A 26,506-nucleotide genomic window follows, 5' to 3' on the forward strand; every position below is an offset into this window, starting at 1 on the left:
CCAAATATAAAAAAACCTGCTTCAAAGCGAAACAGGTTTTATATAATTTACGCAAATTAACTTACCATTTGATAATGGCACTTGCCCAGGTAAATCCACTTCCAAAAGCTGCTAAAACAACAGTATCCCCGGATTTGATTTTTCCCTGCTCCCATGCTTCTGTTAAAGCAATCGGGATAGACGCTGCAGTTGTATTACCGTATTTCTGGATATTATTATGAACCTGATCGTCTGATAATTTGAACTTATTCTGAATGAATTGCGAGATTCTTAAATTTGCCTGATGCGGAATCAGCATATCAATATCCGACACTTGCAAACCATTTGATTCTAAGCCTTCATTTATAACTTCTGCAAAACGCACAACTGCATTTTTAAACACAAATTGTCCATTCATATACGGATAATAACTTTCATCATTAGGGTCATTATCTGTAATAATATCAGTTACCCAGCGTGCCCCCATTCCCGGAGCCTGCAAAGCAAGTTCTTCAGCATGCTGCCCTTCAGAATGTAAATGAGTTGATAAAATTCCTTTTGACAAATCTTCTTCACGGCTTAAAACTGCCGCTCCTGCCCCATCTCCAAAAATTACCGAAACCCCGCGTCCGCGTGTGGTCATGTCTAACCCGGTTGAATGTACTTCGGAACCAATTACCAGAATGTTTTTATACATTCCGGTCTTAATATATTGATCCGCAACAGAAATTGCATACACAAAACCTGAACATTGATTTCTAACGTCTAATGCCCCTACAGTCCGTAATCCCAAATCACGCTGTACTAAAACTCCGGGTCCTGGAAAATAGTAATCAGGGCTCAATGTTGCAAAAACTACAAAATCTATATCTTCTTTGGCTACGCCGGAACGTTCAATTGCTATCTTAGCAGCTTTGACCCCCATCGAAGTTGTAGTGTCTTCACCACGAATAATATGTCTTCTTTCCTGAATTCCGGTGCGTTCCTGAATCCACTCATCATTGGTATCCATAATCTTAGACAAATCATCGTTTGTCACCACATTTGAAGGAACATAATATCCTAAGCCCGCAATTTTTGAATGATACATACTCTCTTTTTTATTAGTTAAAAACTGGAATGCAAATTTAAGTATACTTTAAAACATTAGTATACAAATTACCATTTTTTTCGCAATTGACAATTTTCTGCATCTTAAAAAACATTTTATTTCAAATTAGTCCTTTTTCAAAAAACAGTTTATTAAAGTTAAACAAAACAAAACCCCTAAAAAGTACATTTTAGGGGCTTCGCTTAATTTATTTTACTATCCTTTTAGCCAGGCGTTTTTAAGTTTTTCTTTTGAAGCATCTGTAGCTTTAAACGTTTCACTTTCTTCGTAAGGTAATTTTACTGTACCTTTTATTGTTTTATCAGCACCGGCTCTTTTTATCTGAACAGTAATGGGATCATTTTCTTTCCAGTTTTCACTCTCACCAATTAAATCATATATATTGTCTAAAGTATATGGTTTAGCATTTATTGATAAAATTACATCTCCTGGTTTTAGATCCAGATTAGTAAAAAACGGATTTAACTCAACATCTGGACGAACACTTATTTGTTTCGTTTTTGGATCAACTCCTATGTATGGCACCTGCCCTTTTATGAAAACTGAACCCGCTTTTTTCTCAGATGACTTTGTAACGCCCACTTTAGCTAAATATTGATCATAAGGAATAGGAGTCGTTCCGGCAACATGGGTTTTCAGGAATTCCCCAACTTCAGGATAAGTCAATTTTGTGATTTTATCAAAAAGTTCATTGTCATTAAATGGTTTTTCAACTCCGTATTCTTCAGATAGTTTATGCATCAGGTCAAGAATACCTCGCTCACCATTACTTTTTTCCCTGATGATAATATCAATACACATTCCGATTAATGCCCCTTTTTGATATACATTTAAATATTGATCTTTGTAAGGCTGCTCCAGTACATTTTTACTCATCACTGTAAATGACATCGTATCGTTTAAGCTTTTTGCCTGTTCGATTTTATCCGCAATACGGGTATAAAATTCAGCTTCATCTATTAAGCCCTGATTAATCTGAAAAAGATTCGCGAAATATTCTGTTACACCTTCGTACATCCACAAATGTTCAGACATTTTTGGAGCATTATAATCAAAATACTGAATTTCTTTAGAGTGAATAGTCAATGGCGTTACAATATGAAAAAATTCGTGTGAAACTACATCTTTCATCGACTCAACTAACTTCTCTTTCGGCATCGATTCAGGTAAAACAACTGTAGTAACTGTTGGATGTTCTAAAGCACCAAAGCCATGCGCATCATCCTTTGCCATACTTGACAAATACAATAAAACGGTATATTTTTTAGTAGCATTTACTTTGCCTAAAAAGTTTTTTTGTGCCGTCATCATTGTTTTCATTTCCGGCGTAATACTTTCTGCAGTGAATTTTCCGGTTGGAGAATAAACCGCAATCAGAATATCCATCCCGTTAACATTGAATGTAGTATAATCAGGCTTAGAATACATAATTGGATTCTCTACCAAAACAGCGTAACGAGGTGTTGTAAAAACATCACTTGTTTTGCTTGCATCTTCATCTGTCATTGAAGTTGCTCCCCAAAGTGCTTCCGGATGTGTGATGGTAACTTTATACGGAACATCTAATTTATCCTGAAAATATCCAACAAACCCATGCGTATTTACCATAAAATTGATTCCGGCATTTATGTTTGTTCCGGCTGGAGAAAACACATCATCATTACCAAAACCCGTTCCTTTTTCTGTATCAAAAGTATCACCAACCAAATAGGTAATTGTTTTCAATTTTTTTGCATCCGAAATTGACCATGAATTATCATCGATCCTTTTTACATTTAGCGCATTCCCTTTTACATCAAAAGCTTTAAAATCATCTGAATATTTCCCGTAATTATCTGTAGAATAAGTCCCGGGAACAGTTTTAGGTATACTGTAAATCACTTCATCAGTTTTTATCTGAGGTGCGGTTACTGTAACCAAAACTTTATCATCTTTTACATCAGTAAGATTAATATTTACAGCAACGTTTTCCTTCGCTGCACTTGACGTCCCTGTTTTACAGCTCCATAAGGTAACTGCAAGCGCTAATGTGCAAATTATTTTTTTCATTTATTAAAAGTTTAATTTTTATATGAGTCTTACAAATTATAAAACTGTTACAGTAAAGATATAAATAAAAAAACTCCTGCAATTCAGGAGTTTTCATTTAGTCTAATTTATTTTTTATATAGTATTTCCCGTCCAGATCTTCATCAAAATCGTCTATTTTAACTGGTTTTGGCTTTGGTTTATTTGCAATTGCCTTCTTTTTCCACATCTCGAATTTCTCAAGAGGCATTTTCTTTTTCATTATTTCCAGAACTTCTTTTTCTGACAATCCAAATTCTTTTTTTATAATTTCGAATGGATTTCTCTCTTCTAATGCCAACGAAACAAGCTTTTCAGTTTGTTCCCAATTCAATTCTTTGCGGTTACTCTTTTTCATCACGTGAAAATTAATTCAAAATAGAGGTTAATGATTAATAGATTGATTTTCAAATTAAGTATCAATATTAATAAAAAAAATAATTAGTTGATCAGATTGGATATATTTTTTTTATTGATTTTAGATTTTTTTTAGAGTATGTGTATTTTGAGATATTTCTGTTCAATTTTTTTTTATTTTAAATCTCTTTGAATACATTTTTATTCCTGCTACTATAATTTACAGAATTCTATATTCTTCCAAAAAAGAAAGCAATGCAAATCTGATTTTATACAACTACTTAAGTATATTGATAAGCCCATAAAATCAACAAAAGCTGTAATGGCAAGCGTAACAATAAGATCCATTTTGGCAAACCAAAACCTGCTTTTTTGTTTTGATACATAAAAAGATTAGCAGGAAACACAGCAAGAAGCAACGCTATAATCCCCCATGCAGCAAAGTGACTCAAAAATGGAAGCGTAAGGAGAAAACCTAAAATTATTTCGGCAGCTCCACTTAAAATATTTAATAATTTGGGATTAGAAAAATAAGGAGGAATGATTTTTAGATACAGCTTCGGAGATCTGAAATGATTAATCCCCGCAGCAATATAAAGAAAAGCCATTAAATACAAATGCCAGGGTAAATCCATACTAATCTGATTTTAGCACTAATTTAATAATTTTCAGGGACTTTTTCTTAAGTATGATTTTTTACAAACAATTAAAGTCAATTATTTTTTCTGAAATTAATATTCATTATGATAATGGCCAGAATAATCAAAATAATTCCAATCCATTGTAAAAAAACCACTTTTTCATTCAATAAAACAAATGCCATCATTACAGAAACAGGAAGCTCAAGTGCCGAAACAATACTCCCTAAACCAATTCCGGTCAATGGAAATCCAGCATTCATAAGCATTGGCGGAATTATAGTTCCGAAAAGAGAAAGCACAATGCCCCATTTTAGAAAAATCGAAAAATTGAAGGGTGTGATTTGTGTAGCAAAAGCAAACGAAAAAACAATAACAGCGCCACCCAAAAGCATGTATAAACTTCTTTGCGCCGAAGAAATTTCAAGAGCAACACGGTTCGCAGTAAACATTGTTGTGGTAAATGATGCAGCCGCAAGAATACCCCAGCCAATACCTCGCCAGTCTAACTCAATAGTACTGTTAAGGATATTCGTTGCGAGTACAGTTCCGGTTAAAACAATAAAAACAGCAATTATTTTTTGAAGTGACGGAAGTTTCTTCTCTAAAATCATTTCGAGTAAAACACCCATCCAGACCGTTTGCATCAATAAAACAATACCAATAGAAACCGGAATATATTTTACAGCCAGATAATAAAACAAACTCGTCATTCCGAGTGAAGTTCCAGCCAGCATTAACTTAAAAATATTTTTCGATGTGGCTCTTACTACTTTTGTTTTATATTTTACCTTTTGAAAAACATTAATCAGCAAAATACCTATAAGACCTAATATAAATTGAGATGTAGTGACTTCTGCAGTTGTAAAACCTTCTTCATAAGCCATTTTTACAAAGGTAGCCAGCATACCATAACTTGTAGCGCCTAAAGCAACCAGAAAAACTCCTTTGAGAACATTTTTTTGTGACATTATTGTTTTATTTAAAAAATTTAGCCTGCAAAGATAGTACTTAGTTTTTAGCTCAATGTTAAAATTAAAAAGGCAGAATTTAACAGTAAGGATCAATTGGATTATTTCTGAAAAATTAAACCTTCAATCTCCTCCATTTAAAAAATTTCTTTATTTTGCACCCAAATCGAAAAAACAATGAAAAAATCAATTATTGCAATTATTGCAATTGGCTTATTAGCTGTCTCATGTGACAAAAAAGAATCAAAAGACGGCCTGCATCTTACAGGAAATATAAAAGGATTAAAAGAGGGGAAATTATACATCCAAAGATATAATGACACAGCTTTAGTAGCTATTGACAGTATTAAAATTGATGGAAATTCAGCCTTCGAAACCAATATAAAATTAGAATCACCAGAGATGCTTTATCTATTTCTGGATCGTGGTGTTACCAATTCATTAGACAATAATATTATATTTTTTGCAGAACCGGGCAATATAAATATCGATGCGAATCTGGATAATTTTATCAATGGTGCTAAAATTACCGGATCAAAAAACCATGAATTATATGAAGAGTATCAAAAAGTAAACTCTCGTTTTAAAGATGAAAGCCTTTCATTAATTGAAGCTAAATTCAAAGCCTTAAAAAGACAAGATCAAAAAGCGATTGACAGTATTGTAGAAAGAGGTGATTCGAACATTAAACGAAAATATTTATTTGCTACTAACTTTGCCATTAACCACAAAGATCACGAAATAGCACCTTATATTGCTTTAGCAGAAATTTACGATATCAATCTTAAGTTTTTGGATACTATTCAAAAATCTATGACACCTAAAGTTGCAAATTCCTTATATGGTAAAAAACTTACCAAGTATGTAAATGAAATTAAAAAAGAGGAAAAGAAATAATTTTACTCTAAAAACCCAAAAAGGCCTGGAAATATTTCAGGCCTTTTGTATTTTTAGAATATTCGGATATACAACATTTGATTATAAAAAATAAAATCCTGTAAGCATTAAACTTACAGGATTTATTTCACTTGTTGGTCTACTAGGACTCGAACCTAGAAAGACGGCACCAAAAACCGTAGTGTTACCATTACACCATAGACCAATAAAGTAGTGCGGTTAAGCGAGTGCAAATTTAAAGCTTTTTTTAGTTTGCGCAAACTTTTTGATAAAAAAAATCACTTTTTTTATCATTTTTTTTCTTTTAAACCCGCCAAATCGCTACAAATATTTCAAAAACAACGGGTTACCAGAATCAAATACTTTTATAGAATTTTTTGTTAATGGTCGTTTCTTTACACAAAAAAACATTTTCTTTGTAAAATAGAAAACATACAAAATTTTAACACCTGAATATGGCACAATTCAATTTCAATAAATGGAATACAATTATTGGTTGGTTTGCATTTGCAATCGCTTTAATTACCTACACACTAACTGTTGAACCTACTATGAGCTTCTGGGATTGCGGCGAATATATTGCAACAGCTGCCAAACTTGAAGTTGGCCATCCCCCGGGTGCACCTTTATTTCAAATGATTGGTGCCTTTTTTGCCATGTTTGCAATCGACAACCAACACGTTGCACTAATGGTAAATATGATGTCTGTTTTTTCAAGCGCTTTTACCATTTTATTCCTGTTTTGGTCATCCTCTATGATTTTAAAAAAAATTGTAGCACGTTTTGCTGAAATTGACCAAAATAATTCAATTGTAATTTTAGGAAGCTCTTTTGTTGGAGCTTTAGCTTATACATTTTCAGACAGTTTTTGGTTTAATGCTGTTGAAGCTGAAGTTTATGCGATGGCATCATTATTAATAGCTTTGCTTTTTTGGCTTGGATTACGCTGGGAGCAAGATATGGACAAACCAAAGGGAAACAAATGGCTGCTTATTATTTCTCTTGTTATTGGTCTTTCGTTTGGAGTTCACTTTATGGCTCTGTTAACTATCCCTGCTATTGGTTTTCTTTATTTCTTTAAACATTATGAGAAAGTAACCATAAAAAATTTCATTATAGGAAATATTGTAGTGATTGCTATTTTGTTGTTTATTTTTAAATTACTTCTTCCCTTAACCATGGCATTCTTTGGTAAAACCGAAGTATTCATGGTAAACAGCATGGGGTTACCTTTTAATTCAGGAACTATTTTCGTTGCCCTGCTTTTTATTGCTTTCTTTTATTTTGGATTAAAATATACTAAACAAAAAGGATTGGTTTTCTACAATACTATTATTTTGTGTATTTTATTTATCTTAATTGGTTTCTCTACATGGATGATGCTGCCAGTACGTGCCAACGCTAATACAGTGATCAACGAAAACAAACCATCTGATGCTACAGAAGTTTTAGCTTATTATAATCGTGAACAATATGGTGTAAACCCATTGTTTTATGGCCCTCAGTACACCGAAGTTTTTGCCGGATTAGATGAAAAAACACCGTATCTGGATAAAAAGCCAAACTATGAGAGAGATTATAAAACGGGTAAATATATCATTACCAACAATTATAAAAATGCAGAACAAAATAGTGATGATAATCAAAAAACAATTCTGCCTAGAATGTGGAGCACCGAAAATGGACACATTCAGAATTACATTAATTTCACGAATCCTCCTCTGTTCAAAATAAATCCAAATTACCCTTATGAAGATGATTTGGGAAAATACGGAATTGATCCGAGTCAGTTAAGCGAAGAAGAATACAATAAAGCCATTGCGCAATTGCGTAATGAAGTAGAAAAAACAGTGCATGAATTCAGACAGGCTTATGCTCAAAAGCAAATTGACAATGAAGGTTACGTAAAATTTTTAAGAAGTTACAGCGACTATTTAATCATCGAAAAACCATCAACCGTTGATAATTTTAGTTTTATGTTTGAATACCAGTTTGGATATATGTACTGGAGATATCTGATGTGGAATTTCGTGGGACGCCAAAGTGATGTACAGGGCAAATACGATAATCTGGACGGAAACTGGATCAGCGGAATTAAACCGTTAGACTCATTACATTTAGGATCTCAGGATAATTTACCTTCAGATGTTTTAAACAATAAGGGACGAAACGTTTACTATTTCTTACCTTTCATTTTAGGACTTATTGGTCTTATGTACCATGCAAACAAGGATTTAAAAAGCTTTTATGTTCTTTTGGTGCTATTTTTATTTACCGGAATTGCGCTTAAAATCTACCTAAACGAAAGACCATTTGAACCTCGTGAAAGAGATTATGCCTTAGTTGGTTCTTTTTATGTTTTTGCAATCTGGATAGGTTTCGGAGTTTATTCTTTATACGAAACTATTCAAAAATACCTCACACCTAAAATTGCAGGACCCTTTATAATAGCCGGAAGCTTATTAGCAGCACCAGTTTTAATGGCTTCTCAAAACTGGGACGACCATGACAGATCAAATAAATACACAGCTGTTGCTATGGCAAAAGCGTATCTGACATCATGCGATAAAGATGCTATTTTGTTTACCATTGGAGACAACGATACATTTCCCTTATGGTATGCTCAGGAAATCGAAGGCATTCGTACAGATGTAAAAATTGTAAACACCAGCCTTTTCATGACTGACTGGTATATTGACCAGATGAAAGCTAAAGCATACGAATCTGACCCGTTGCCAATATCATTCACGCATGACCAATATGTTGGGGATAAATTAGATTATGTAGCTCACATTCCAAAAGTAGAAACCCGTTGGGATATTAATGATTTTATTAGCTTCATTAAACATCCGAAATCAACTGTTGGTTTACAAAATGGTCAAACAATTCATTTTTATCCTACGAATAAAATTAGGCTCAACATTGATAAAAGCACCATTATCAAAAATAAAGTGGTCAACCCTAAGTACAATGATTCTATCGTACCATACATGGACATTGACATCAAAGGAAGCGCATTATATAAAAATCGCTTGATGATGTTGGATATCTTAGCCAATAATAACTGGAAAAGACCTATTTATTTTAGCGGAGGAGCTTTTGACGATGAAGACTATTTATGGCTAAAAGATTATCTTCAGTTAGACGGAATGGTTTACAGATTAGTCCCAATTAAAAACACACCTTCAAAAGACGGAGGCCCAATGGATATGGGACAAATTGATGCAGATAAAATGTATAATATTGTAACAAAATGGGACTGGGGCAATAGCAACGGCAACATTTATCATGATCCTGAAACCAGAAGAAACAGTATCACTTATCGCACAAACCTTTCCCGTTTAATGAATCAGCTTATCGCTGAAGGAAAAACAGATAAGGCAAAAAACATCATCAATTTGGCAATGACAAAAATGCCATTGGATAAATACGGATATTATTCTTTAGTTGAACCTTTTGCAGACGGCTATTATAAAGTTGGAGAAAAAGAAAAAGCCCAGGAATTGCTAAATAAATTAGTTCTGAAATACAAAGAGAACCTTAATTATTATGCCACTTTGAGCGGAGGCGACCAGTCTGATCTGGCTATTGATATCATAACAGATATTGAACGTTACAGAAGCCTTCTTCAGGTTATGAAAACAAATAAAGATTTAGCTTTTTATAACAACCACAAAAAGACTTTCAACACTTATGTAAATGTCTTCGAGCGTTTTGGAAGAGAAAAAGAATAATATACAAAAAATATACTAATTAAAAAAATGCGGTGCTATTAGCTAAATAGTACCGCATTTTTTAATTTTACATATCTCTAAATTGTGTCAAAATGAGCTTTTACTGGGTCAAAACAAATTCATTCATTAAAAGGGTATTTTCTAAATACTGTTGGGATATTCCAAATACAGAAAAGAAAATATACCTCACGTTTGATGATGGGCCAACTCCTGAGGTCACAGACTGGGTTTTATCAGAATTGAAAAAATTTGATGCAAAAGCAACCTTTTTCTGTATAGGAAAAAACATAAATGCACATACTTCTTTATTTGAAAAATTAATCGCAGAAGGACATTCAATAGGAAACCACACCATGAACCATGCAAATGGCTGGAAAAGCAAAACAAATGATTATATTGAAAATGTAAAAAATTGTGCCGCAGTATTAGCAGGTAAGAAACTCAGCAGTTTATTATTTCGACCGCCTTATGGAAAAATCAAAAAAACACAATCTAAAATATTAAGAAACCTGGGCTATAAAATAGTGATGTGGGATGTCTTAAGTGCTGATTTTGATCAGAGCATTACCCCACAAAAGTGTTTAGAAAATGTAACTAAAAATGTAAAATCAGGAAGTGTAATTGTTTTTCATGACAGTGTAAAAGCATCGCAGAATTTAAAATTTGCGCTGCCCAAGACTTTGAGCTTTCTGAAAGAAAATGGATTTGTATTTGATGTAGTCAGCTAAACTTTCTGATGATAAATCTATGAACCGAACTGATCCTGAACAATTCCAATAATGGTATTAGCATCCAATTCTCCTGACTGTCTCCAGATCATCTGTCCTTCTTTATAAATCATTAAAGTAGGAAGACCTTTAATACGTAAAGCTTCTGCCAGTTCCTGATTTTTATCTACATCAATCTTGATTACCTTAGCCTTATCACCAAGTGCAGCTGCAACATCCTTTATAACAGGATGCATAGAAACCGATGATTCATTCCAGTCTGTATAGAAATCGATCAACACAGGAACCTGTGCATTTATTAGTTCTCCAAATTTTGACATAAAACCAAAAATTTAAATTTTTTAAATCTACTAAAGAGATTACCATTATACAAATGTAGCATTTTTACCGAATTAAGCCACATTGTTACCTTTTTTTAGTTCAATTACCGTGATTTCAGGCATAATTCCGACCCTTCCAGGATAGGCATGAAAGCCAAATCCCCTGTTGACATAAATATACCTGCCTAAACTCTCATATAGTCCTGCCCATTGCTTATAAATATACTGCGCTAAACTCCATTTAAAATAACCCGGAATCTCAATACCAAACTGCATTCCATGAGTATGTCCTGACAATGTTAAATGAAAATTCTTAGGGTGGTCTTTTATTTCTGCATCCCAATGACTTGGATCATGACTCATTAAAATTTTAAAATCATGCTGATCAACATGCTGAGATGCTTTATTCAAATCTCCTGCTTTCTTAAAATTCACTCCCCAGTTCTCTACTCCAATTAAAGCTATTTTATCTTTTCCCTTTTGAATATAAGTGTGCTCGTTGAGCATCAATTTAAACCCAATTTGCCCGTAAAGATTCTTAATTGCCTTAAAATTTTCATCTTTTTCCTTTTGAGACGGCCAGGTAACATATTCTCCATAATCATGATTACCTAAGATAGAAAATTTTCCGTATTTATACTCTTTAATTCTGTTAAAAGTACTTAACCATGCATCCATTTCTTTAGCATGCGTATTGACAATATCTCCTGTAAACAAAATCATATCTGAATCTTGCTCATTAATAAGATCAATTGCATAATTTATTTTCTCGGCGTTATCGAAACTACCGCTGTGTACATCTGAAATCTGGGTAATTTTAAAACCATCAAAGGCATCCGGAAGATCAGGAAAAAATATGGTTTGCTTAAATACCTTGAAGTTATATTTTCCTTCAAAAATCCCATAAATTAAAGATAAAAAAGGAACAGCTGCTAATCCTAAGGCCAATTGACTCACAAATTTTCGGCGTTCAGGCATCATTTCCTTCCTTGGCGCATTGTACATAAAATAGTTCAAAATGCTGGCTCCAATCCTAAAAATATCTTCTCCAAACAAAATAAGCGTAATTACAATTTTAGGAACATAAACCATCAACATGAGTCCCATTGTAAACATGGTATATTTAGTTTGTCCAACAGAACGATCAAACTGCGTAAAGGAATAAACGATGAAAACTAAAAGCAATACACTAATAACCTGGTAAGCTATTAAAACCCATCTTAATTTAATCAAAGTACGAAAGGCCTGGTAAGAATAGAACTCAATAAGTAAAAAAAGAGCACACAGAATTATAAAACGAAGAATCATTATTTACAGTTTTAAACAAAGTAACAAAGAATGAAAATTTTAATGCTTTCTATTATCAAAAATTTAACTCAACAAACAACAAAAAGCTGATGAATTACTCCATCAGCTTTCGCTACAAAATTTTTTAAAACCTTTTTATAATCCACAACAAAGTTCGTTGAACAAACTTTTGAAGTTTATTTTTGAGATTTTGCAGCTTCCGGCTTAGCTGCATCTGTCTCTGCTTTTTTGTCTGCTTTTGCTTTTTTATGCCCTTTTTTGTCGTGTTTAACAGCTTTAACTTCTTTTGAAGCTGTTCCCTGAGCGGGAGTTGTCTGAGCATTTACCATTGCAGCTGTTCCTAAAAGGAATACTGCTAACATTACTAATTTTTTCATGATCGTAGTTTTTTAATTTGTATTGTTTCATTTATTTGATTCAAAGATAGAATCGCTAAATGAAGACAAAATGAAGTTTAACCTCCATAAAAAAAAATTAACTTTAAATTATATTTTCAGACTTTATTAAAACAACAAAGTAAACACTGTTCCTTCATTTACAACAGAAGAAACTTTTATTTCAATGTGATGAAAAACCGCTATACTTTTTGCAATAGCCAGTCCTAAACCCTGCCCTTCCTGTTCAGAATTTACTCTTGTAAAACGGTTAAAAATATTTTCAATCTGAGATTCATTCAATCCAAGACCGGAATCAGCAATTGAAATAAAATATCGATCCTGTAAAAAACCGTCCGAAACTACAATTTCACCATTAGGTTTATTATATTTTATCGCATTAGTAACCAGATTATAAATCAGTATATGAATTAATGTTTTGTTTCCTGTAAAGACAAAATCATGTTTTGTTTCATTACTAAACCAAATTCCCTTATCCTCAATCCGATCCTGAAGATCTTCCTGCAATTCATTTATTATGTGCTGAAAATTAATCCTTTCATTTGATTCGTACTGATGATTTTCAATTCTTGAAATCAGTAACAAATTGTTTATAATTTTCTTCAGCATATCCAAAGTTTTCAAAGAACCTGCAATTTTATCAACTGCATTATCATCCAATGAGTCATTTTGCAAAAGGTTTTCCAGCTTATTTTTTAATAAAGCAATCGGAGTTAAAAGCTCGTGCGAAACATTTGAAATAAATTGTTTCTCTTTTTTAAATACATCTGCAATCCGGTCCATCATTTGATTCAGGACGAGATCTAGTTCTTTAAAATCTCTTGATTTGGCTTTTATTGGAGTATGATCAAAAGCCTCAGGTTCATTAACCCTCCTTATCTTTGTGTCAATAATTTTATAAAAAGGCTTAAGCAGATATTCGATATAAACGGTATCAGCCAAAAAAGTCACCAAAAGAATAACAACCAAAACAATTATAATAAAAAACCTGATAATGAATGTTAGATCGTTTACTTCACTAAGGCTGCTTCCTATTTCCAGTTGATAACTCTGATTTCCATATACAAAATGATATTTCAGTATTCTATATTCATTTTCTTCTCCTTCAATAATCCTGTACTCATTTTTAAACATAGTTCGTTTTTGATGATATCTGGCAGGCATTTTTGAAAGAACTAAAAATTCGCTGTGAAGCGTTGAAAATTGCGAATATGTTTCTGTTGAATCTCCTTCATTTTCGATAAAATCATTTATCTCCTGTTGATTTAAATGTTCGATAAATTTTTTCTTTTTTTCTATCAGACCATTATTAATATGCCGATACAGAACATTTTCAACCAAAATAGGCAGCATCAGCCACAAAATCAAAATTACCAACAATCTTGTCAGGGCATTAAAAATGGCTAATTGATGTTTTATTTTCACAATAAACTATTTACTCATTTATACGATAACCAACATTGCGGACTGTTTCAAACCAATCTATAGCAGTATGTTTATCGAGTTTTTTACGGAGATTTCGAACATGAACATCTATAAAATTCGAATCTGAATTTATTTCTAATATATCTCCCCAAATATGTTCAGTCAATTGGAGACGGGTAATCACCCTGTTTTTATTCAAAACCAAATACTGAAAAATATCAAATTCTTTTTTAGTCAGATTAATCGAAACTTCGTTAAAAGTAACCTTGTAATCCTGAAGCTGCAATAAAAATCCGTGAATACCTAAATTGTTTAATGTAAAACCGTGAATTCTTCGAATTACAGCAAATATTCTCGCAGCCAATTCTGTCAGGGCAAAAGGCTTTGTCAAATAATCATCTGCCCCGAGATGAAGTCCGTTAATTCGATCGTCTAGTTCCCCGCGCGCTGTCAACACAATAACTGCCATTTTAGACTTCGTTTTCCTGACTTCTTTCAAAACCTCAAAACCGTCTCCGTCCGGAAGTCCCAAATCTAAAAGCATCGCATCATAATCACTAGAGCCAAATTCCTCCAGTGCATCGGCGCAATTATTTGCAATTTTACAGATATAGCCTGACTTGCATAGAAAATCATACACTTCTGCTGCAAGTTCCTTATTATCCTCAACAATCAAAATATTCATAAGCCTGCTATTTAAGCGCAATTAAAATTAGTGAATTATCAAAAGGAAGCTGCGCTTTATTAAATATTTTACGAATGAAAAAAGCTGACAAATTTCTTCATCAGCTTCTTCAATCGCATTCTCATAATCATTATTCCTGTTTTGCCTCCAATACAATTGTCTGAAAGCAAAACGAAAACAATTATTATTTTTTCATTTTTGCGGTTTCAGTTTTTGGAGCTTCTGCTTTAGTTTCCGCTTTTTCTGTTTTTGCTTTTTTAGAAGTTTTGTGTTTAGGATTTTTTGTTGCTTTTACTTCTTTAGCCGGAATTTCTTTTCCATTTTTTGCAGGAAATGCATGAACCATTGCGCTTGTTCCTAAAACTGCTACTAATAACATTACTAAATTTCTCATGATTTCTAAGATTTAAGAATTAATAACCTTTTAATTTATATGTCAAAATTAGGTTCGCAAAATGAAGCCAAAATGAAGAAATCACCTGATATGAGAATTTAACTCGATATTAACTTTTTGCAGAATTTGAAAACATATAGGTTTTAACAGCATCATATCACGGCACAAAACTACTCACATTGATTAAATGAATCTCTGTAACTTAAATGGTGAAAAAAAATCTTGTTAGTCTAATTTTTGAAACCCAATTGTTTATTTTTACAGACTAATATTTTTTATATGTCAACTCAAAAACGTCTTTTTCTTCTAGATGCTTATGCACTAATTTTTCGTGGATATTATGCCTTTATAAAAAACCCGAGAATCAACTCAAAAGGAATGGATACATCTGCAATTATGGGTTTTATGAACTCCTTATTGGATGTTATTAAAAGAGAAAAACCAGATCATTTGGCCGTTGCTTTCGACAAAGAAGGAAGTCACGCCAGAACAGAAATGTTTTCAGAATATAAAGCTAACCGCGACGAAACTCCCGAAGCAATTAAGATTGCTGTTCCCTATATCCAGGAATTATTAAGAGCGATGCATATTCCGATTATTGAACTTGCGGGCTGTGAAGCTGATGACCTAATTGGAACAATTGCCAAACAAGCTGAAAAACAAAATTATAAGGTGTACATGGTAACGCCTGATAAAGATTTTGCTCAATTGGTTTCTGAAAATATTTTTATGTACAAACCTGCCCGTATGGGTAATGGAATAGAAATTTGGGGCATTCCGGAAGTTTTGGCAAAATTTGAAGTTGAAAGACCAGAACAGGTAATTGATTTTCTTGGAATGATGGGTGATGCTGTCGATAATATTCCCGGATTGCCTGGAGTTGGTGAAGTTACGGCTAAAAAGTTCCTGAAAGAATTTGGTTCAATGGAAAATCTTCTGGCTAACACAGATAAGCTGAAGGGCAAAATGAAAGAAAACATCGAAGCCAACAAAGAAAAAGGTATTTTATCTAAAAAACTGGCAGCGATTATGTGTGATTGTGATGTTACTTTTAATGAAGAAGATTACGAACTTTCAAGACCAGACATTGAAAAAACAGATGCTATTTTTCAGGAATTAGAATTCAGAAGAATGGCAGAACAGTTTGATAATTTGTTTAAAGTTGGAGGAGGAAACGAATTAGCAAATAATAATCCTGCTTCTGATGCCAAATTATACAAAAAACCACAGCCAAAAAACGAAGATCAATTTGATCTTTTTGGAGGCGGGGGTACTACACTTGATGAAAGCGCTGAAGCTGCAAGAAATTCATTTTACAGTACTTTAGAAAACACTGAACATTCGTATCAGACTATCCAAGGTGATTTAGGGATTAAATTGCTTTTGCAGAATTTAGAAAAACAGACTTCTGTTTGCTTCGACACAGAGACTACAGGAATCGATGCTTTGCATGCAGAATTGGTGGGAATGTCTTTCTCTTACGAAAAAGGAAAAGCTTTTTATGTACCATTTCCGGAAAACCAGGAAGAAGCTCAGGCATTAGTTAATAAATTTGTTCCGTTTTTTGAAAATGAAAACATTGAGAAAATCGGGCAAAATTTAAAATACGATTTAAAAATCCTTTCTAACTATGACGTTACCGTAAAAGGAAAACTTTTTGATACCATGATTGCGCATTATCTGATTAATCCGGATATGCGTCACAATATGGATATTTTAGCTGAAACGTATTTGAAATATTCCCCTAAGTCAATTGAAACTTTAATTGGGAAAAAAGGAAAAAATCAGCTTTCCATGCGTGATGTTCCTTTAGAAGATATTAAAGAATATGCTGCCGAAGATGCAGATATTACTTTACAATTAAAAGAAATCTTCACCGCCGAATTAGACAAAACAGAAACTAAAAAGTTATTTGATGAAATCGAAATTCCGTTAGTAAGTGTTTTGGCTGATATGGAAACTGAAGGAATTCGTCTGGATGTGGAGTTTCTTAAAGCGATGTCTTCTGAAATGGACATTGAAATCAAATCTTTAGAAGAAAAAATCTATGAAACTGCCGGGGAGAAATTCAACCTGGCTTCCCCAAAACAGTTAGGCGATATTTTATTTGACAAACTTAAAATTGGCGGAGCAAAACAAAAGAAAACCAAAACAGGTCAATATGCAACTGGCGAAGAAGTTTTAACGTATTTAGCAAATGACAACCCGATTGTAAAAGAAATTCTGGATTGGCGACAAATGGTAAAACTTCAAAGTACTTATATTTTAGCTTTACCGGAACAAGTAGATAAAAAAACATTACGCGTCCATACAGATTATATGCAGACAGTTGCGGCAACTGGTCGATTGAGTTCTAATAATCCGAACTTGCAAAATATTCCGATTCGTACCGAAAGAGGACGTCAAATTCGTAAAGCCTTTGTGGCCCGCGATGAAAATCATACTTTAATCTCTGCCGATTACTCGCAGATTGAACTTAGAATTATTGCGGCTTTAAGTGGCGAAGAAAATATGATTAAAGCTTTTCGGGATGGAGAAGATATTCACAAAGCAACTGCATCAAAAGTTTTTAACGTTCCTTTAGACGAAGTTTCACGTGAACAGAGAAGCAACGCCAAAACTGTAAATTTCGGAATTATCTATGGAGTTTCAGCTTTCGGATTAAGCAACCAGACTTCGTTATCAAGAAGCGAAAGCGCTGCTTTGATTGAAGCCTATTACAATACTTATCCTAAGTTAAAATCATATATTTCGGATCAGGTTGAGTTCGCGCGTGAAAATGGATACGTACAAACGATTTTAGGACGTCGACGTTATTTAAAAGATATCAACTCTGCAAATGCAGTTGTTAGGAGTGCTGCCGAACGAAATGCTGTAAATGCTCCAATTCAGGGAAGTGCTGCTGATGTTATTAAAATTGCGATGATCAACATCCATAAAAAACTTAAGGAAGAAAACTGGAAATCAAAAATGCTGCTTCAGGTACATGATGAGCTTGTATTCGACGTATATAACGACGAATTAGAAAAAATCCAGCCTATGATTAAACATGAAATGGAAAATGCTTTTAAAATGGCTGTCCCATTAGAAGTTGAATTAGGTTTAGGTAAAGATTGGTTAGAAGCGCATTAAAAGATATCATCTTTAAAAAGAAAAGCGTCCCGAAATTAAATAGTTGGGACGCTTTTTTTTATTTGATTTTTCGCTATACTAAGATAATAACCCGCCAATAACAGCAAATACTAATATCAATCCATACAAAATCATAATAGACAAAGTAAAGATTCCAATAAATTTATAATGTGATTTCAAATATTCGAAAGAATTAGTCAATGCTTCTGAATCATTTTCTCTAAAAGCTCTTTTTGCATTTGTGGCGAACTTATTTAGGTAATATACCGGAAAAAAATAAATCGCTGCCAAAGCAAAATAAAAAACACCAATCATTACCCCAAAAGAGCCTCCCATCATAGCCATTCCTGGAACTGTACTTCCCAGTGTTGAAAAAAGAGTTCCGGCAAACAAAGCTATAACAGCCATGATTGCAACGCCTATAAACCCAAGGATGGATAAGAAGTAAGCCCATTTTGCGGTTTCTTTTAAAAAGTCTTTTGCAGATTCATCGAGATGCAGCTCAAATTTTTCAAAAACTGAAGTTTCTTCCATTGTAATATTTTTTCTGGTTAAGCAACAAACATAAGAAAAATATTGTTTAAAAAAACTGGATCAAAAATTCTAAAAATAAAAATTGAGCAAAAAAAAAAAAAAAAAACCACCACATTTCTGTGATGGTTTTTTGAGCCGATAGAGGGACTCGAACCCACGACCTGCTGATTACAAATCAGCTGCTCTAGCCAGCTGAGCTACATCGGCCTATTTAACGGGTGCAAAGATAAAATTGTTTTTTACATTTCCAAAATAAATTTGACACCTCTCTCTATAATTAAAAAAACCATCACATTTCTGTGATGGTTTCCGTTGAGCCGATAGAGGGACTCGAACCCACGACCTGCTGATTACAAATCAGCTGCTCTAGCCAGCTGAGCTACATCGGCCTCATTACGGGTGCAAATATAAAGCGGTTTTTGGTTTTGCCAAAATAAATCTGCACTTTTTTATACTTTTTTTCGCTTATAATGCGTTGATTTTTTCAATCAATTGATTAGCAGTTTGTTCTAATTCAACATTGATTTGTTTAAAGTGTGCTTTTTTATTTTCAACGTTTTTTGCGTTCACTTTTGTAATCAAAGTATCAAATGCAGCAATAGCTTCATCAATTAAAGCATTCGTTTCCGGAGTTGGATTTCCTGTTGTAGACATCTCAAACAAGTAAACTGCTTCAATAATATCTCCTAATACGAAGTTGATGTCTTTTTTTAAATTCTTAACGTTTGCCATTTTTTATTTTAATTTAAATTTGCGTCTGCAAAAGTACATATTATCTTTAGAATATATGTTAAGAAATGTAAATTTCTAAAATTGAAGCATTTCCATTCAGAACAAAGCCTTTTATCTCAGCAGGAACCAAAACTGTATCCCCTTTTTTATAGGAATGCTGAAAACCATCGTATTCAATTGTAAAACTTCCTTCAATGCACATATAAACTGTAAAGGTTTCCCCGGATTTAGCAACTTCTATTTTATTTTCTAACGGAATGAAATTGGTTGTAAAATAAGGACAATCAACTACTAGATTTGATAGATTGGTCTTTTTCTCGTAATTTTTCTGCGTATTAACTTTACTATAATTAATTGCATCAAGTGCAAGATCTACATGCAATTCCCTTGTATTTCCCTGTGCATCTTTACGGTCAAAATCATATAAGCGATATGTTATATCTGAGGTCTGCTGAATTTCAGCTACAACTAGTCCTGCCCCTATTGCATGTACAGTTCCGGTTTCTAAAAAGAAAACATCTCCTGATTTTGCTTTAACATCGTCTAAGATAGAGACTAAATTTTTATCATTTAAATGTTTCAAATATTCTTCTTTACTTGAATCTTCTTTAAAGCCCACAATAATCCTGGCATCTGTATCAGCCTGCATTACATACCACATTTCGGTTTTTCCAAAAGAATTATGGCGTTCTTTTGCCAGCTTATCATTTGGATGAACCTGAATAGAAAGGTCTTCCCTCGCATCTAAATATTTAAAAAGCAGAGGAAATTGCTTGCCGAAACGCTTATAAACTGACGTTCCCAAAATTTCTTCCGGCATATCATTAATAAGATCCATTAGGGATTTTCCTTTCAACTCTCCTTCAGCCACAATACTGACATCTCCTTCTACAGTTGAAAGTTCCCAGCTCTCACCAGTAATTTTTGAAGTAATTGATTTATTTAATATAGTTTTAAGTTTTTCTCCCCCCCAGATTCTTTCTTTTAGAATGGGTTGGAATTGTAAAGGGTATAAATTCGATTTCATACTTTAATTTTAAGGCTAATATTTATAATTAAATAAAAAGGTAATACTATTTTTGCTAACCTACAACACCAATTCTTTAATTGTATCCAGAGCTTTCGGAATGTGACTGGCGGCATTTATACTGTCAAAAATCAAAATCACCACGCCATTTCTGTCAATAACATATGTTACCCTTCCTGGCAAAAGTCCGAATAAGTTGTTTTTAACTCCAAAAAGATGCCTTAATTTCTTGTCCTGATCAGACAATAATATAAAAGGCAATTCATGTTTTTTAGCAAACTTCTGGTGCGATTTTACACTGTCACTGCTTATCCCGATTACCTCAGCGCCTAAATCCTTAAAATCTTCATATTGATCCCTAAAACTACATGCCTCGGTAGTACATCCGGGCGTATTGTCTTTGGGATAAAAATAAATCACCAGTGGCTTTCGGCCCAAAACACTTCGGCTTTCAAAAACTTCTCCGTGACTATCTTCTGCAGTAAAATTCGGAACTATATCTCCTATTTTCAATGACATTCTTTATTCTCCTTTATAAGTTACAAAATTGCGGTCCGTTTCATTCAATACGATTTCTAAATCAAAATCGGACTGAATCCTTTTTCTAATTTTATTCCATATCACAACAGCAATATTTTCTGCAGTTGGATTCAAATCCTGAAACTCCGGAACATCCAGATTCAGGTTTTTGTGATCAAACGGAACTTCTACTTCTTCACGTATAATATCCGCTAATATTTTCACATCTAAAACAAAACCGGTTTCCGGGTCAATTTTTCCTGTAACACTTACTGTTAAACCATAATTATGACCATGAAAACTCGGATTGTTACATTTTCCAAAAACTTCATCGTTTTTTTCAAATGTCCAGTCTTTTCTATATAATCGATGTGCAGCATTAAAATGCGCTTTTCTTGATATGGTTACTTTCATTAGGTTATGGTTAGCAGGTTTTAAATCTTGTGGTCTTCCAAATAATGATAAAATTCATCAAAAATTATTTTAAACCAGACAGTATATATTTCGGGGTGCTTTTCAATATCTTCTTTTATATCCTCAATTTTCATCCATTTCCAATCCTCTACTTCTTCTAAATTAATTTCCGGATTTTCATTATAATACCCAATCATGACGTGATCAAGCTCATGTTCGGTCAGACCGTTATCAAAAGGCGCTTTGTATATAAAATGAAACAATTCCTTTAATTCGGTTTTAAAACCCATTTCTTCAAACAGTCGTCTGCTACCCGCTTCGATATTTGACTCTCCTTCACGCTGATGACTGCAGCATGTATTGGTCCACAGCAAAGGAGAATGATATTTTTGATGTGCACGCTGCTGCAGCATGATTTCATTTTTACTGTTTAAAATAAAAACTGAGAAAGCGCGGTGTAAAACGGCTTTTTCATGTGCTTCTAATTTTGGCATCAAGCCAATCTGCTCATCATTTTGGTTGACTAGTATTACGTTTTCTTCTATCATAGGGCATGTTGATATACAAAAATACGAAAAAAGAATTGGCTGGAAAATCTCAGAAAAGATTGTGAAAAGTTTAACTGAGAAGAAATTACACATTTATTTAATTATCAACAAACTACAATAAATAAATTCAAAAAAGACCTTAAAAATAAGACCCTAAAACTATAGAGCGAATTTCTTCGTAAATAATATAAAGTTAAAACATACTTAAAAAAAACTCAATTGTATACTTAGTAATCATTTGATTCAAAACCTAATTGTACATTTGAATAAAACTTAAAGCACTCAAACAATGAAAACAAGAACACAATTTTTCAGGCTTTGCTTTTTAATTCTGGTATTTATTTTTCAGGCTTGTGGACAATCATCAAAAAAGAACAATACACAAACTTCTACCATGGGAAACAAAATAAATAAACCCGGAAATCCATATTATTCTAATACAGACACAACCAAACTAAATGTTAGCGACGCCCAATGGAAAAAAGTACTTCCTGAAGATGTTTATGCTGTAATGCGTCAGGCGGATACTGAAAGACCTTTTACAGGAAAATACTGGAACACTGACGAAAAAGGAACTTATTATTGCGCGTCATGTGGAAACAAACTCTTCAGATCGGGAGCCAAGTTTGCAAGCAGCTGCGGGTGGCCAAGTTTTTTTGAACAAGACAATAAAAAAAGTGTGGTTTATAAAAATGATAATTCTCTCGGAATGGAAAGAATTGAAGCGCTTTGTGGCAGATGCGGCGGACATTTAGGCCATTTATTTGATGATGGCCCGCCACCAACAGGAAAACGCTACTGTATGAATTCGATTGCAATGGATTTCATTCCAGATAACAAATAATAAATATTTATTCATGAAAAAAATACTTTTAATCTGTTCTTTTGTTTTCTCATTAAACGGATTCTCTCAGAAAAAAACAGTCGATATTGAAACTATTACACTTGGTGGAGGATGTTATTGGTGTGTCGAAGCTGTTTATGAAAATCTAAATGGAGTAAAATCTGTTGTTTCCGGTTATGCCGGAGGTAAAACAGTCAATCCAACCTATGAAGAAGTCTGCACGGGTAAAACCGGTCACGCCGAAGTGGTACAAATTACTTATGATAAAAATATAACAAACATTAACGAAATCTTCAAGGTTTTCTTTACTGTTCACGATCCTACTACATTGAACAGACAAGGTGCTGATGTGGGAACCCAATACCGTTCTGTAATTTTTTATACAAATGAAGAACAAAAAAAGGCTGCTCAAAACATTATTGCAGAACTTAATAAGGCAAAAGTTTACGACAGCACGATTGTAACCAAAATAGAACCGCTTACAAAATTTTATAAGGCCGAAAATTACCATCAGAATTATTTTGCCAACAACAAAAATCAACCCTATTGTAAAATGGTGATTCAGCCTAAAATCGAAAAGTTTGAAAAAGTTTTTAAGGACAAACTAAAAAAGAAACCTTAAGAAACGGTTACATATATTACCAACAAAAAAGTCTGTGCCAAATGACACAGACTTTTTTTCATATTTATTGTTTTAGATTTTATTAGTGAGTAACATCTAATGAGTAAAATTTCACATTTGCAAATGCTCCTGTTTGATCTCCCTGAAGATTACATCCAACAGTAAAATAATTATCGAATGAATTCCATAGTTTGTAATCACCTCCAGAATATACTTTTTTCTCACCGTTTACACTAACTTCCATCTTTCCATCACTAATTTCAATCTGAAAATTGAACTTATCAAAATCGACTTTATTTTTAAAAGTATAACCATCATCATCAATCCAGGAATCTTCTTTTAAAATATCAATGCCTGTAATAGAAGGATCTGCTAACCTTTTTGATCTCAATTTTACATATCCATTATCCCAAAAAACTTTTAAGATTGATGGAGCAGATTTGTCTTTGGCACCAATTTGATTAACCTGATCTTCTTTTAACCTTCCTCCAATCTGAGCAAATATAACACGAGGGTATTCATCATTCTTTTTAGAAATCTCTCCCATTTTAATCGAAGCCTTTAATTTTGCTCCTTGTTTAAAAGACCAGCTTGCATCTCCCCCAAATGAGTTTTGTTCTTTTAAATCTGTCTTGTTAAAAGATCTTTTAGATTTGATAGAAGGATAAACATAAAAAACCAAAGACCTGTCAGTCAGATCATTGAACATAAATTTAGTGATTTCAACATTTTCAGAATAATCCAAAAGTTTTGGTGCTTTGTAAGTGGTTACCGAACCTTCAGGAATAGTTAACTTCCATAAAGTCAAATCTATTTTTGGTGCTTTTTGGGCATGAATTATAAAAGTAGTACTTGCGAATAATAATAAAAGATAAGTTCTAATTTTTTTCATTTTTTTGGTGTTTTTGGATTAAATAATTTTGTAAAATCAATTTAAAATACTCGCGAGCAAAAAATGTTCCAAAAAGAAAAATTTAAAATCTTTTCATTGAAGAATTTTATCTCAAGAATACTATTGTAATCGATTGCATAAAAATAGATTTTTTTTTCAATTTCCTCATATTTTTTTGCATTATATTTTCTATTTCTCAAAAAAAAATACTAAAAAATTGAATTAGTATAAATTTAACCAAAATTAAACAACGATTATTAAGAAATAAAAAACCATCATCTATAATTATTGAATATTCTATAAAAATAAATTCAATAATTTATGATAAATTATATAAGTATTTTTTTATAAAAGTAAAGATTACCAAGTATTTAGATACAAAAAAACGAATAACAAAACTGTATTCATCCCGAAGAAAAGATATTAAGAAAATTAAAAATGTAATAAATGTTAATTTTACGATGAAAAACTTGACATTTATTACATTCTAAAAAACGTTTTACACAAGAAAACCCAGCGTCCATTTATTCCGATAATTAGCTCTAATATTGATTAATTATATAAAGAGCTATTATTGAATTTTATAGGGAAATAAACAAGAGTAGATTTCTATCTGATTAAAAAACTAATATCAATACAGAAAAATCAATCCGAAAATCATTTCAAAGATGCAGCAATCATCAAAGCGCATTTTTCTCCATCAATTGCAGCTGAAATAATTCCTCCTGCATAACCTGCACCTTCCCCACAAGGATACAATCCTTTAATCTGTAAATGTTCATAAGTATCCTGATTTCTTGGAATTCTAACCGGAGATGAAGTTCTGCTTTCAGGAGCATGCAGAATAGCTTCGTTTGTTAAATAACCCCGCATCGATTTTCCGAATTCCAAAAAACCCTGACGCATAATCTGGGCTAGAAACCCAGGAAAAACCTTCCCCATTTCTATCGAAGTAGTACCAGGAACATAAGATGTTTTTGGAATATCTGTTGAAACCTTACTTTGTGTAAAATCAATCATTCTTTGAGCAGGAACTTTTTGAGTTTCCCCGGCAAGATGCCATGCCTTTTGTTCGATACTTTTTTGAAATTCCATCCCGGCCAGTGCACCAAATTTAGCAAAAGGCTTAAAATCTTCTAATTTTAATTCGACTACAATTCCGGAATTCGCAGTTGACTGATCACGTTTAGAGGGCGACCAGCCGTTTGTGACTACTTCACCGGGACTCGTTGCGCATGGTGCGATTACACCACCCGGGCACATACAAAATGAATACATACCACGACCGTTTACCTGTTTCACTATAGAATACGGAGCCGGAGGCAAATGCTCTCCACGATAATCACAGCTGTATTGAATGCTATCTATTAATTGCTGAGAATGTTCAGCACGCACTCCTAAAGCAAAAGGTTTAGCTTCTATAAAAATCTTCTTTTTATCTAATAGTTCAAAAACATCACGAGCCGAATGCCCCGTTGCTAAGATTAATTTATTTGCAATAATCCTGTCTCCATTTTGAGTAACGACTCCTTCTACTTCATTGTCTTTTACTAAAATATCTGTTACCCTGGTGTCAAACAAAACCTGACCACCAAATTCGATTATTTTATTGCGGATATCTTCGATTATTTTAGGTAATTTATTAGTTCCGATATGAGGATGCGCTTCTACCAAAATATCTTCAGAGGCTCCAAAAGCGACTAAAAGTTCTAAAATACGGGTTACATCACCACGTTTTTTAGAACGTGTATATAACTTTCCATCAGAATAGGTTCCTGCCCCTCCTTCTCCAAAACAGTAATTAGAATCTTCGTTTACTATATGCTCCCGATTGATTGCTTTTAGGTCGCGGCGGCGTCCGCGCACGTCTTTTCCACGTTCGAGTACAATTGGCTTCAAGCCCAATTCAACTAATTGCAAAGCCGCAAAAAGACCTGCCGGTCCAGCACCAACAACAATCACTTCCTGTGCTTTTGAAACATCCTTATATATAGGAAGCTCAATTTTAGATTCCTGAAAAGATTCTCCTTTTAAATAAACAACTATTTTTAAATTGATTTTTATTGCTTTCTGTCGCGCATCAATTGAACGTTTCAGAATCGAAACATGCTGAATTTCCTGAGAAGAAATTTTTATTTGTTTAGACAAATAGTCTTTCAGTAATAATTCATTTACTGCTATTTCGGGAGTTACCTGAAGTAAAAGTTCTCTTGGCATTGTGTTTATTTATTGG

25 protein-coding genes and 3 tRNA genes are annotated in these 26,506 nt (G+C 33.2%); 6 read left to right on the forward strand and 22 right to left on the reverse strand.

Annotation, left to right across the window (positions count from 1 at the left end; genetic code table 11):
* Positions 1 to 61: 61 nt before the first annotated feature.
* The 5 genes from OZP09_RS08640 to OZP09_RS08660 form a co-directional block, all read right to left on the reverse strand.
* Positions 62 to 1,069: a 3-oxoacyl-ACP synthase III family protein gene (locus OZP09_RS08640; RefSeq protein WP_269237439.1), complete on the reverse strand. Its 1,008-nt coding sequence runs from the start codon at positions 1,067 to 1,069 to the stop codon at positions 62 to 64.
* 216 nt (positions 1,070 to 1,285) lie between these two features.
* On the reverse strand, positions 1,286 to 3,139 hold the full coding sequence (locus OZP09_RS08645; protein WP_281310614.1) for a M61 family metallopeptidase: 1,854 nt from the start codon (positions 3,137 to 3,139) through the stop codon (positions 1,286 to 1,288).
* Between the two features lie 97 nt (positions 3,140 to 3,236).
* Entirely contained in the window at positions 3,237 to 3,515 is a 279-nt protein-coding gene (locus tag OZP09_RS08650; protein WP_007803893.1) for a DUF2805 domain-containing protein, read from the reverse strand.
* A 280-nt stretch (positions 3,516 to 3,795) separates the two neighbouring features.
* Positions 3,796 to 4,149, reverse strand: coding sequence for a DoxX family protein (locus OZP09_RS08655; RefSeq protein WP_269237440.1), 354 nt, complete (start codon positions 4,147 to 4,149; stop codon positions 3,796 to 3,798).
* A gap of 77 nt (positions 4,150 to 4,226) precedes the next feature.
* Positions 4,227 to 5,123 (reverse strand): EamA family transporter, encoded by an 897-nt coding sequence (locus OZP09_RS08660; protein WP_269237441.1) that lies wholly within the window; start codon positions 5,121 to 5,123, stop codon positions 4,227 to 4,229.
* A gap of 177 nt (positions 5,124 to 5,300) precedes the next feature.
* Here OZP09_RS08660 and OZP09_RS08665 point away from each other — a divergent pair, with 177 nt between their 5' ends.
* A complete protein-coding gene (locus OZP09_RS08665; RefSeq protein WP_269237442.1) occupies positions 5,301 to 6,020 on the forward strand; it encodes a DUF4369 domain-containing protein in 720 nt (239 codons plus the stop codon).
* 134 nt (positions 6,021 to 6,154) lie between these two features.
* On the opposite strand, the gene OZP09_RS08670 is transcribed toward OZP09_RS08665, so the two are convergent.
* Positions 6,155 to 6,225, reverse strand: a tRNA-Gln gene (locus OZP09_RS08670).
* 250 nt (positions 6,226 to 6,475) lie between these two features.
* Between OZP09_RS08670 and OZP09_RS08675 the strand changes: the two genes are divergently transcribed.
* A complete protein-coding gene (locus OZP09_RS08675; RefSeq protein ID WP_281310615.1) occupies positions 6,476 to 9,754 on the forward strand; it encodes a glycosyltransferase family 117 protein in 3,279 nt (1,092 codons plus the stop codon).
* 92 nt (positions 9,755 to 9,846) lie between these two features.
* A complete protein-coding gene (locus tag OZP09_RS08680) occupies positions 9,847 to 10,482 on the forward strand; it encodes a polysaccharide deacetylase family protein (RefSeq protein ID WP_223679914.1) in 636 nt (211 codons plus the stop codon).
* A gap of 17 nt (positions 10,483 to 10,499) precedes the next feature.
* On the opposite strand, the gene OZP09_RS08685 is transcribed toward OZP09_RS08680, so the two are convergent.
* From OZP09_RS08685 to OZP09_RS08710, 6 genes are all read right to left on the reverse strand, one after another.
* Positions 10,500 to 10,802, reverse strand: a complete 303-nt coding sequence (locus OZP09_RS08685) for a thioredoxin family protein (RefSeq protein ID WP_223679916.1) — start codon at positions 10,800 to 10,802, stop codon at positions 10,500 to 10,502.
* A 72-nt stretch (positions 10,803 to 10,874) separates the two neighbouring features.
* Positions 10,875 to 12,110, reverse strand: coding sequence for a metallophosphoesterase (locus OZP09_RS08690; protein WP_281310616.1), 1,236 nt, complete (start codon positions 12,108 to 12,110; stop codon positions 10,875 to 10,877).
* A 176-nt stretch (positions 12,111 to 12,286) separates the two neighbouring features.
* Positions 12,287 to 12,487 (reverse strand): hypothetical protein, encoded by a 201-nt coding sequence (locus OZP09_RS08695; RefSeq protein ID WP_269237444.1) that lies wholly within the window; start codon positions 12,485 to 12,487, stop codon positions 12,287 to 12,289.
* Between the two features lie 126 nt (positions 12,488 to 12,613).
* A complete protein-coding gene (locus tag OZP09_RS08700) occupies positions 12,614 to 13,930 on the reverse strand; it encodes a sensor histidine kinase (RefSeq protein WP_269237445.1) in 1,317 nt (438 codons plus the stop codon).
* Positions 13,931 to 13,940: 10 nt separating this feature from the next.
* Positions 13,941 to 14,615 (reverse strand): response regulator transcription factor, encoded by a 675-nt coding sequence (locus OZP09_RS08705; protein WP_269237446.1) that lies wholly within the window; start codon positions 14,613 to 14,615, stop codon positions 13,941 to 13,943.
* A 184-nt stretch (positions 14,616 to 14,799) separates the two neighbouring features.
* On the reverse strand, positions 14,800 to 15,009 hold the full coding sequence (locus OZP09_RS08710; protein WP_269237447.1) for a hypothetical protein: 210 nt from the start codon (positions 15,007 to 15,009) through the stop codon (positions 14,800 to 14,802).
* 279 nt (positions 15,010 to 15,288) lie between these two features.
* Between OZP09_RS08710 and polA the strand changes: the two genes are divergently transcribed.
* Positions 15,289 to 18,141 (forward strand): DNA polymerase I, encoded by a 2,853-nt coding sequence (gene polA / locus OZP09_RS08715; RefSeq protein ID WP_281310617.1) that lies wholly within the window; start codon positions 15,289 to 15,291, stop codon positions 18,139 to 18,141.
* A 78-nt stretch (positions 18,142 to 18,219) separates the two neighbouring features.
* Here polA and OZP09_RS08720 read toward each other — a convergent pair whose 3' ends face one another.
* The 8 genes from OZP09_RS08720 to idi all read right to left on the reverse strand — a co-directional run bounded on the left by OZP09_RS08720 (position 18,220) and on the right by idi (position 21,915).
* Positions 18,220 to 18,675, reverse strand: coding sequence for a hypothetical protein (locus OZP09_RS08720; RefSeq protein ID WP_269237448.1), 456 nt, complete (start codon positions 18,673 to 18,675; stop codon positions 18,220 to 18,222).
* A gap of 133 nt (positions 18,676 to 18,808) precedes the next feature.
* A tRNA-Thr gene (locus OZP09_RS08725) sits at positions 18,809 to 18,882 on the reverse strand.
* A gap of 108 nt (positions 18,883 to 18,990) precedes the next feature.
* A tRNA-Thr gene (locus OZP09_RS08730) sits at positions 18,991 to 19,064 on the reverse strand.
* Between the two features lie 76 nt (positions 19,065 to 19,140).
* On the reverse strand, positions 19,141 to 19,407 hold the full coding sequence (locus OZP09_RS08735) for a hypothetical protein (RefSeq protein ID WP_012022371.1): 267 nt from the start codon (positions 19,405 to 19,407) through the stop codon (positions 19,141 to 19,143).
* A 58-nt stretch (positions 19,408 to 19,465) separates the two neighbouring features.
* Positions 19,466 to 20,434, reverse strand: a complete 969-nt coding sequence (locus tag OZP09_RS08740; RefSeq protein ID WP_281310618.1) for a type I phosphomannose isomerase catalytic subunit — start codon at positions 20,432 to 20,434, stop codon at positions 19,466 to 19,468.
* 60 nt (positions 20,435 to 20,494) lie between these two features.
* Positions 20,495 to 20,953, reverse strand: coding sequence for a peroxiredoxin (locus OZP09_RS08745; protein WP_269237449.1), 459 nt, complete (start codon positions 20,951 to 20,953; stop codon positions 20,495 to 20,497).
* 3 nt (positions 20,954 to 20,956) lie between these two features.
* The gene (locus tag OZP09_RS08750; protein WP_223679938.1) at positions 20,957 to 21,367 is read right to left on the reverse strand and encodes a 6-pyruvoyl trahydropterin synthase family protein; all 411 of its coding nucleotides are present in this window, start codon (positions 21,365 to 21,367) and stop codon (positions 20,957 to 20,959) included.
* A 20-nt stretch (positions 21,368 to 21,387) separates the two neighbouring features.
* Positions 21,388 to 21,915, reverse strand: coding sequence for an isopentenyl-diphosphate Delta-isomerase (gene idi, locus OZP09_RS08755; protein ID WP_269237450.1), 528 nt, complete (start codon positions 21,913 to 21,915; stop codon positions 21,388 to 21,390).
* Between the two features lie 289 nt (positions 21,916 to 22,204).
* Between idi and msrB the strand changes: the two genes are divergently transcribed.
* Positions 22,205 to 22,759, forward strand: coding sequence for a peptide-methionine (R)-S-oxide reductase MsrB (gene msrB, locus OZP09_RS08760; protein WP_269237451.1), 555 nt, complete (start codon positions 22,205 to 22,207; stop codon positions 22,757 to 22,759).
* Positions 22,760 to 22,772: 13 nt separating this feature from the next.
* The gene (gene msrA / locus OZP09_RS08765) at positions 22,773 to 23,381 is read left to right on the forward strand and encodes a peptide-methionine (S)-S-oxide reductase MsrA (RefSeq protein WP_269237452.1); all 609 of its coding nucleotides are present in this window, start codon (positions 22,773 to 22,775) and stop codon (positions 23,379 to 23,381) included.
* Positions 23,382 to 23,463: 82 nt separating this feature from the next.
* On the opposite strand, the gene OZP09_RS08770 is transcribed toward msrA, so the two are convergent.
* Both OZP09_RS08770 and OZP09_RS08775 read right to left on the reverse strand, forming a co-directional pair.
* Complete coding sequence (locus OZP09_RS08770; protein WP_269237453.1) at positions 23,464 to 24,273, reverse strand: polysaccharide lyase family 7 protein; 810 nt, start codon at positions 24,271 to 24,273, stop codon at positions 23,464 to 23,466.
* A gap of 657 nt (positions 24,274 to 24,930) precedes the next feature.
* Positions 24,931 to 26,490, reverse strand: coding sequence for an NAD(P)/FAD-dependent oxidoreductase (locus tag OZP09_RS08775; protein WP_281310619.1), 1,560 nt, complete (start codon positions 26,488 to 26,490; stop codon positions 24,931 to 24,933).
* Positions 26,491 to 26,506: the final 16 nt, after the last annotated feature.

The sequence above is a fragment of the Flavobacterium flavigenum genome, assembly GCF_027111255.2.
GTDB lineage: Bacteria > Bacteroidota > Bacteroidia > Flavobacteriales > Flavobacteriaceae > Flavobacterium > Flavobacterium flavigenum.